This window comes from bacterium (assembly GCA_024226335.1).
GTDB lineage: Bacteria > Myxococcota_A > UBA9160 > SZUA-336 > SZUA-336 > JAAELY01.
On record JAAELY010000294.1, the window covers coordinates 1 to 8,689 of the forward strand.

Sequence of the window (8,689 nt, forward strand, 5' to 3'; positions counted from 1 at the left end):
CACGCGGTAGAAAAGCTGCGAGATCAGGTCGGGTCGTTTGAGCCAGTAAGTGAGACTGAAGGTTTGTGAGCTGAAGGCGCGGTTGCAGCGTTTACAGATGTACCGCTGAATCCTCCTGGGGTTCACATCTCGAGTGAAGAAGCCTTTCTTGATGAACTTCCAACCCTGCGAAGTTCGGTGGAAATCACACTCTGGGTTGGGGCAGAAAGGCGGCTTGCGACAGGTCGGGAGTTCGGGCATTCCCGGTCACTACGCACACCCCGTGCCAGGTACATTCTTCGGACCACAACTCATTGGTTGGGTTGGGATCTATCCTCTGTGAGAGAATTGCATCTCGATCCATGCCGAAGGAGGAACCATGAAGGCCGTCATCCAACGCCAGGACTACACCAACAAACAAATCACCGGCACCCTCAACCTGTTCAACTCGCAGAACAAGAAGATCTTCAGTTGCAAGACGCTCGAGCTGCCGTGGCTGGACAATCTGCGCGGCATCTCCTGCATCCCGACGGGCAACTACGAGTGCAAAAAGCGCGTGTCGGACAAGTACAAGTGGAGCTACCACGTGAAAAGCCCGGGAACGGGCCAGGTGAATGGCCGCGATTGGGTCCTGATCCACCCGGGCAACTACTACACCCAGATCCTGGGCTGCATTCTGGTGGGGAAGGAGTTCGTCGATTTGAACAACGACGGATACAAGGACGTCACCAGCTCGGTCGCCACCGTCAAGGCCCTGCTGAAGCACGCCGGCAAGCAGATGGACCTGCAGATCAAGGGCAAGCAGGTGCCCTTCGGCGACGCCAGGCCCATCAGCGACGACCTGGCCGACCATGTGATGGCTGGCGACGACGCCACCGTACGGGTGAGCGCCCTGAAGATCCGACGCAAGGGCGATCCCAACGCCGACGAGGTCCCGAACGTTCTTCCCAACGCCTATCCCGTCAAGGTGAAGAAGGTGCAGGGCAACTGGGCGAAGGTGGAGGTCACCTTCTCGGGCTGGGTGTCGAAGGATCACCTGCTGAAGCAGCCTTGAGGTGCTTGCTTCCAGATGAGGTACGCTCGGTCGTCACTCATCGCGAGCCCTTGACGCGCGAGGAACACCTGGATCCGTCGGTAGCCGTAGCGCGGATACTGGTCCGCGAGTTCGCGCATCGCTGCGATCACGTGCGCGTCCCGCTTCGTCAGCAACGACTCGTACTCCATCGTGGATCTTGCCACCTTGAGCAGCGCGCACGCCCGGCGAAGCGAGATCCCGCGCCTTCGGACGTAGGCGACCTGCTTCCGTCGAGCGCACGCACTCACCACCTTATTGCCGCAACCTCCTTCATCACATCGATCTCGAGGTCGCGCTCCGCCATCGGCTTCTTGAGCTTCGCGTTCTCGCGCTCGAGCTGCCGAAGTCGCTTCACGTCTACGGCTTCCAGCTTCCCGAACCGCTTTCGCCAGGCGCAGATCGTCTGCTCGCTGACGCCGTGCTTCTTGGCCACCCGCACCACGGGCTCTTGTCCGCCTCGCGCAGGATCTTGACCATCTGCTATTCGCTGAACCGACTCTTCTTCATGGCTTCCTCCAACCCAGAAGCCATTCTCTCAGGTTTCAATCGGTCCGAATATCCCCAGGCAGGTCACCTGGGTCAACGTCATTGGTCAGCTTGGCCTGGTTTCGATCACTTAGGTACGCGGCCACCAGGTTTCTGAGCAACACCTCGACACTTAGTCCCTCGGCCTCCGCAGCAGTCTCGAGCGCGTCGTCTTCGGCAGACTCCAGATCGAAGGTGCGATAGACCGGGTCTTCGAGCTCATCGTGGGTCTTCTTCTCGGTTCTGCGAGCTTTCCTGCGTGCTGCCAAGGCTACTATCCTCCTGGTCCCAGAGCGAGACCGCGTCGGTAATCTCGATGAGCGCGAACTCGATCTCGTTGAGGAAATCGACGTCTTTGTCAGTCGTCGTATCTAGTCGTCGCAACTTTTCGAAGTGCGGGCGTGTTTGAAAGATCTCGAAGCGTGCTTCGTGATCCTCTCCCATCTTCCACTGAATGTCGATTCCGCGCGAGTCTTTGGCTGAAAGAACGATAGCCTTGACGACCACGGAGTCATATTTGTCACGCGGAACGTGGAAGAAAAATCCCTCTGAGGCGCTCTCGCCTGCATCCAGATACCAATCGGTGAGCACGGGCGCCACGTGGACAGCCAAGTCAAACGGTTCCGCCTCATGAAATGTCGCATAGTCATCATCGAGCGTGCGAAGATTCTCATTGGCTCGTTGTAGGAACTGTTTCGAACTTCTGGCATAGCCATCGAGCTCGGACCCCCAAGCGACGAACACACTAGGCATTACATGAACGCGCTGCGAGCTCGGGTTCTGCACGTGAAGCACACTGCGGAGTGCGATGTGTGACGAACTCGTGCCGGAAATCTCAATCTCGAGTTGTCCGGCTAGGTGTGAGGGGAGCGAGCGCGGTACCCAGTACTCCTGGTAGACGAATATATAGAGAACCCAGCTGCCGCCGATGACGATCGCGATCGATTGGATCAGCGCGTTGACATTGGGGGCATTGTCCAGCCAGGGCTTCTTACTACTCATCCCCAGAAGTCCTCTCGAGAGGAATGCGCAGCTTCCCGAAACAACGCCCGAAGATCGGTCAACACCGGCAGATCCCGACCATCGCATAGAGCCGAACGAGACAACCCCGGCCAGCGACCTTGCGCATCGACAACGCGGCGTTCGTTGATGCCGCGGCCCAGCAGTAGCGCTACCGCTCCACTGCCATGATCGGTCCCACCGTATCGGTTCTCGCGCGCGGTTCGCCCAAACTCGCTGACTATCAGACAACGCACTCGAGGCCAGTTTGCGCCCAGGCGGTGCTTGAAATCAGCGAGACCGCCCGAGAGATCACGAGTAAGTCGTTCGAGCTGACCGGCTTGATCGCGATGCGTGTCCCAGCCGCTTTGGGTGACGACTAACACACCCGAGCCGGCATCCGACGCGATTCGTTCGGCCGCGCGTTCAAGTTGTGCATCGAGCGTGGTTTCGCCAGTCGGATCGAGCCATTTGGGTGGCGCGTTCTCGGTCGCCCACAGCGAGTCTGCGAGCCGTGCCTGCGACCGCTGATGAGCCCGCGTCGCGTTCTCGACGCCCACACCGTGAAATACAGCCAAATCACCTCGCGAAAAGAACGAGTGGAGCTCGCTCAGCCCGGCGTGCATCGCGAATCGATCGGTTAACAAGAGGCCGCTATAGTTGGCGAGGGTCGGCCGCGCCTCGAAGTAATCTGGGTCTCGAGTTGGAAAGACGAGCCCGAGGCCGTCGGCACCACCTCTCAAGTGGACTACCACCACGTAGCGACCGAGTGCGGAGGCGCGGCTTTGTCGTATCGGTGTGAAGAGTAGACCGGGTGCAAGGCCAACGGCTGTTCGCAACAGATCGCGACGTCGATACTTCATCAGGCGACTACTTCCTGCGAATTGATGACGGGGTAGACTCGGCATCCGCGTGGATTCATATACAAAGCGATCGCGAACATGAAGAGAGCCCTCTTTCTGCCCGCTCCTAATCCCTCGTTGCGAGGTTCGGAATCTCGGCTTCGAAGCCGCTCTTTATCAGGTCGTCTGAGACCTTGCGAATTTCGTTAAGCGCATCGATCGCCTTCTGGCTGCGGAGTTGTTCCGCGACCTTTCGAATATCGCCCATGCTGACCTCGATCGTCGGCGCGTTGTCGCGGAACTGCTTTACGAACTGATCGGCCTTGATGATCGCGTCCTGCTCGGTGAGCGCAATCGCCTTGGGGAGCGAGAGCGTCACCGCCAAGATCGTGCGCACCAGGGTCAGCAACGCCACCAGCCAGACCTTCACTACCTCACCCTTCTTCCAGGTAAAGGCGGCGATGACGTGGATGATGATCTTGCCGATGGCCGCCGGGTCGATGGCGTTGCCGAGGTTGCTCTTGATCGCCTCGAACACGCGCCGCTTGAGCAGCAGCCAAATCGTCGGCGCGTGCACGGCAAGCACCTTCGCAGCGGCGAGGTAGGTGCTGGCGAACCGGACGAGCGACCAGATGACCTTCGGGCCACCCACCTCCGTCGTCGCCGCACCCATGTTTGTGGCGGTGACGAGCCAGAATGCAGGCCACGAAACAGTCGCGAAGCCCGCGCCTATCAGCGCAAAAATCAGCTTCGTGAACTCGACAGCACCGGCTGCACGTTGACCCGCTTCGGCAAAGACGCCCATACTGGCGTCGTGGCTGAAGCTCGTCAGTGGCTGCTTCCACATCTCGCCGTTGATCGTGAAGACGACGGTCCGGTCGTCGAACCAGATCACCGTCCTGCCGCCCTCTTTACCCGTCGGGTAGGTCTGCTCGAGCTTCAACTTGACGGACTGTCGGAAGACGTCGTGCGCGCCAACCATATCTCCCACTTCCCTCGAAGGCGAAGTAGCGAAGACCTCGACGAACTCCTCCTCGGTCGCGAGTTGCTTGGCGTAGTACTGGTAGCTGCGGACCTCCGGGGCGGAGAATTCCGAAACGCGAATCTCGTTGGCACCCGGCAAGGCGTCGCGGATCGCGCCGCCATCTCGGGGCGCCGCAGCGAGCGCCACCTCGTCTGCGTAGGCGGTACCGCGCGAGAAGGAGTCCGAACCGCCTCCGCCAGAGCCACCCGAAGGCGATCCGCCCGACCCACTCGGGGAGCCGCCCGGACCGGCGATGTTGCCACCGGACGGCGCGCTGCCACCCGACGTACCAGCGTCGCGTCGCGCGTCTTCCTCGCGGCCGAGGTTGACCATCGCGCCCTTCTCCGACGAGGACTGCGACTTCGCCTTCTCCGACTTCGAGCCCTGCAACACCTTGAACATGTCCGCCGCCGTCTTCGCCATCTCGGTCGCCTGGTCCGTCGCGATGCGGTAGTTCTCGGTCGCGAGCTTCCCAGCCTCCGTCGTCGCATTGAGCGTACCGGCACTCGCGCCCGCGGCGAGGTCCTGCGTACCTGCGAGACCGCTCATATCGCGGAACATGTTTCCGTTCGCCACTGCACCGAGGACTGCCGCGAGACCTGCCGGGTCGGGCAAGCCGTTCGGAGCCATCAGGTTCAGGACCGGGCTGCTGAGCTGGCCCGGTGTGAGGTTCTCTCCGGTCGCACGCGACCCCATCGCTACCGGGCTGATCTCGGTCGGCTGGAGCGGGATCGGCGAATCCTGCCAGTTCCAGAAGCGGGTCAGGTCGAGCTTCTCTGCCGAGTTCGAGCGCCCGAGCACGGCCTCCGCGAACACCCCAGCCGTGGGGATCGGAATCAGCCTCTGGTCTCGCGCCTCGAAGTCGACTCCCCGGTCACGCAGGAGATCGCTCCAGCTCGCACCACTCTCAACACCGGCGGCCTCGCCTTCCTCGACGGGCGCCCGCAGAACCAGGTAGTTGCCCGCGACTGCCGTCGGAATCGGCTCGACCTGCTCGGCCAGCGGTTTCCCTTCCCACGAGACCCCGGACAACAACATCGCCAACGACGCAGAGTCCAGAGACGACAGAATCGCCTGCGTGTAGTACACGCGGTTGAGCTGGAGGTGTTCGAGCAGCTCTTCTCTGCGGTTCGAGGGGTCCGCAGCCAGGTAGATGGCCTTCTGGGGTGCCGTGGTCTCCTTTAGCGAAACCTCCACCTGCGCTTGACCGGGTTGCCCACCCGACTCGTAGAGGAGCGTGACCGAGCCAACCGCATCCTCTTTCGTCTCGAGTGCAAGTGCGATGTTCTCGAGCTGGCGCAGGGGCACGCGGGGGATTGCCACCTGCTGCGTGGCCTCATCCACATCGTGCACATCCGCAGCTGCCGAGCTCGCGTGATCGAGGCGGACGGTCGCAACTTGGAAATCGCTGAACTTGATCGCGACGAGCTCTGCGTTGCCCGGCAGTACATCGGCCACCGCGCCCGCAACGACGAACTTCCTGCGCACGACACGGCGCTCGGGCTCGCTGGTCTCATCCTCATCCGGCGCAGGCGGTGGGCTCGCGACGCCGGTTCCCGTCGCCGCGGTCCCGAGTACGGCGGTCGTCGTCGCATTCAGGGTGCCCGCGAAGGCGGAGAACACCGCGGATTCCACAACCTTCCCGCCACGCACACTGACCCTGCCCTGGTCATCGAGTAGAAGCTCTGCCACGCGCTCGGTCAGGGCCGCCTCGAGCAACTGCCCCCGAAAACGCGAGATCAAGCCCAGGGCCGCCTCGCCGTCGAACTGCATCAGTTCGAACGGCACGAACAGAACACGATCGAAGTTGTGCAGCTGCGTCTCGGTCCGGTAGACCTGAACGACCTCGTAGTACTGCACTGTGAGCGCGTGCATGTGGTTGTAGTTGGCGACGACGCGCGTGCTGACTTCCTCATGTTCGGATTGCGAGACCTCGCGAATAGCACTCGCGCGGCGATTGCGTACGGAACTCGCGTGCTGCTCTGCGCGATCGTTCACGCGCTGTGACATGGAGCCGATGACGGAACGACTGCCGACCGACCACGAGGTACTTTCGGTTTCGAATTCCGTCTTCGACGATTGCTTGTTCGCGGAGCCCCCGATCCCGATGCCGGCCGCACCAACTGCCCCGCCGATCGCGCCCGCGATCCCACCACCGATGCTGAACCCGCCTCCCTTCGCCTTGCTCGAGGACTCCGCCCAACCCGAACTCATCGAGCCTCCCGACTGCATCTCGGTAGCAACCGCGTTCTGCACCTCGCTGATGGCTCGGGAGTGGTTCATTGCGCTCGAGAGCCGCTCGGATTCTCCGATGTCTTCGACGGCAGACGCACTCGTCCTGCGTGACCAATCGACAACCGCGATCCGGGTGGCCTCCCCGGGTGCGAGCGCGAGCGAGTGAATCATCTGGCCCAGCGTGATCCCCTGCGCGAACCAGGATTGCGAGTAGGTCGCAAGGGCGCCCACCGCGACGTTGCTGAAGCCCGGCTGCGCCGCCGCCAGATCGTGAAGCGAGATCGGACTGGTCAGCGGAGCCTGAGCCGGATCGCTCGGGGCTTCGAGCATCACCAACGTGTCGTAGTAGACGCGTTCTATCGGGAACTCGCCCAGGCGCGGGCGCAGTCGCTCCGCATCCGGGTCTCCATCCTGGCCCAACTCCGAGCCCAGCCCCATCCCGACCAGGTCGTGCGCAAAGACGCGCGGTGGCCAGAACGCGAAGTCACGGATGTTCTCGACGTCGAGCGCAGTCGCCAGGGCGTCTGCCTGCGCCGCCGACAGCGAACGAAGCTGTCGCAGCGGTGTGCTCGACGCGTCCGCGATGCCGTCGATCAGCGCGCCGGGGTCCAACAGGTCGCCGGGAACGCCGTCGTTGGCCGCAGCCCCTCGAGAAGCGAAGTGTGCGGCCTGGGCAAACACGACCGATGCACCCAGGTCGAAGACACTCTCGATCCCGACCCCCGCAAGCGCGGTGGCCGCCTCGTCGCTCACGCCCAGGAGCGCGGTCACTGGCTGGCGAAGGACTTCCCCCGAACTCAGACCGGTGTGTTCGGCGCGCAGGTGCTCGATCAGATCGGACATGAGAGGTGCTCCTCGAAGATGCGGTCCGCATCATCGCTCGCCGTTCTCGACGAGACCCGACGCGAAAATAGAGAGAAACATGCTGCCCAGCGTCGAGCACCACGTTCAACGATGCGAATGCCAGCACCTACAACGCTGGTTGCAGTCCAGTCTTTTTCGTTGAACGAGCTCCACGGGTCAAAATCGATTCCTACAATTGAGTCGCAGCCAACGCTGCTGACCGCGTCCCGGGCGCCAAAGAAGACTCCCGGCCCGGCCATCAATTGCATGCACGTTCTAAAGGTTCTTGATGACATTTCCCCGCCCCTCATCGCGCGTTTTCCATTTTGCGCGTTTCGTTTTTCACGACTGAAAGCGGCTTCAACTTCGACGGCCTAGTTTGACCTGCCTACATCAGCTGGTCCAGCTCAAAATTAGTTTTCGCAGCTATGAGCCGCTTGGCTGGGGCGTTGGGGCTCGGGGCTGTGCTGCGGTCGTGGCGGAGGCGATGCGAGCGGACTCTTGCGCAGCTTCGGCCTCCTGTGCTGACTTGACGATGCCGGGACGCAGGCGCGCGCCGGGTGCCAGGACTCCGTGGTGGCGCACGAGGTGTGCGCGCGGGCGGGGAACGAGAGCGACCCGCTTCTCCAGGAGTTCAGCGGGTTCGAACACGATGTGGGTCGTGCCGTCGCGCCAGGGGTGGCGTAACGCATAGGCGATGCGCCCGGAACCGCTACATTGATCTCCTGGCCAGCGGATAGCAAGTATAGCGCCCCTACTTGCCTAACAGAACCGCCCACTATCAGCCGGTACAGATTCGGCAGACGGGGAATCTGGGTGCTCTCGAATGGGTGCCGGGCGAGCCGGGCGAGCCGGGGAGATCGGCGGGGCGCGCACTGAGAGACTCAGCTGGCGCAGGATCGCGGAGACGACCCTCGGGTCCGTGATCGTGGCGATCCGCTTCATGCGGCCCTGGCATTGCGGGCATTCGAGGACGTGCTTCTCTTCCGACCGCGTCGTCGCTAGAATGCGGAGCGTGAACGAGCGTGGCTAGGGAATCTCTGCACAGGGAGGAATCGAGCGAGAAGCGGGAGTCGCCGCCTGAGCAAGAAGCGTGATCCGATCGCAGATCCGTAGATCTGCAGAGGGTCGCGCGACGCAGCGCAGGCGGATGCATCGCGCTTCGCA

Annotated in this window: 6 protein-coding genes and 1 pseudogene; 1 reads left to right on the plus strand and 6 read right to left on the minus strand. The window is 62.2% G+C overall.

Going from position 1 to position 8,689, the window contains the following annotated elements:
• Positions 1 to 358 precede the first annotated feature (358 nt).
• Positions 359 to 1,033: a hypothetical protein gene (locus GY725_15330; GenBank protein MCP4005561.1), complete on the plus strand. Its 675-nt coding sequence runs from the start codon at positions 359 to 361 to the stop codon at positions 1,031 to 1,033.
• An 8-nt stretch (positions 1,034 to 1,041) separates the two neighbouring features.
• On the opposite strand, the pseudogene GY725_15335 reads toward GY725_15330, so the two are convergent.
• The 6 genes and pseudogenes from GY725_15335 to GY725_15360 form a co-directional block, all read right to left on the minus strand.
• A pseudogene (locus GY725_15335) lies at positions 1,042 to 1,561 on the minus strand (transposase).
• 35 nt (positions 1,562 to 1,596) lie between these two features.
• The gene (locus tag GY725_15340) at positions 1,597 to 1,848 is read right to left on the minus strand and encodes a hypothetical protein (GenBank protein ID MCP4005562.1); all 252 of its coding nucleotides are present in this window, start codon (positions 1,846 to 1,848) and stop codon (positions 1,597 to 1,599) included.
• Positions 1,799 to 2,581: a hypothetical protein gene (locus tag GY725_15345; protein ID MCP4005563.1), complete on the minus strand. Its 783-nt coding sequence runs from the start codon at positions 2,579 to 2,581 to the stop codon at positions 1,799 to 1,801. The genes GY725_15340 and GY725_15345 overlap by 50 nt, the downstream gene beginning before the upstream one ends.
• The gene (locus tag GY725_15350; GenBank protein ID MCP4005564.1) at positions 2,578 to 3,486 is read right to left on the minus strand and encodes a DUF1501 domain-containing protein; all 909 of its coding nucleotides are present in this window, start codon (positions 3,484 to 3,486) and stop codon (positions 2,578 to 2,580) included. The genes GY725_15345 and GY725_15350 overlap by 4 nt, the downstream gene beginning before the upstream one ends.
• 61 nt (positions 3,487 to 3,547) lie before the next feature.
• Positions 3,548 to 7,522, minus strand: a complete 3,975-nt coding sequence (locus GY725_15355; protein ID MCP4005565.1) for a hypothetical protein — start codon at positions 7,520 to 7,522, stop codon at positions 3,548 to 3,550.
• 426 nt (positions 7,523 to 7,948) lie between these two features.
• A complete protein-coding gene (locus GY725_15360) occupies positions 7,949 to 8,269 on the minus strand; it encodes a hypothetical protein (GenBank protein ID MCP4005566.1) in 321 nt (106 codons plus the stop codon).
• Between the last annotated feature and the right edge of the window lie 420 nt (positions 8,270 to 8,689).